1 protein-coding gene is annotated in these 240 nt (G+C 72.9%); it reads right to left on the reverse strand.

Annotated elements, in window-relative coordinates; translation table 11 throughout:
- A partial coding sequence (locus SB754_RS22685) for a hypothetical protein (protein WP_410784523.1) occupies nt 1–240 on the reverse strand: 240 nt, incomplete at both ends.

Consider the following 240-nt stretch of genomic DNA (forward strand, 5'->3'; position numbering starts at 1 on the left):
GGGTCAGCCCGGCCAGTCCGAACAGGCCGTACGCCGTTCCACGCGCGGTGTCGCGCATCAGGGACGGCCGCAGCGGGACCGTCAGCAGCAGCGTCGCCAACAGCGCGAGGATGGCGAGCTTGCCGGTCCGTGCCAGCGTGTCGCCGGGGACGATCGACCAGAGCGCCGACGCGGCCATATAGAGCAGCAGCCCGACCGCCAGCACGACCGGCAGCGAGGGGGGGATTTGGCGGCGCAGCG

It is taken from the genome of Leifsonia sp. SIMBA_070, from assembly GCF_046534635.1.
In the GTDB taxonomy this organism is placed as follows: Bacteria; Actinomycetota; Actinomycetes; order Actinomycetales; family Microbacteriaceae; genus Leifsonia.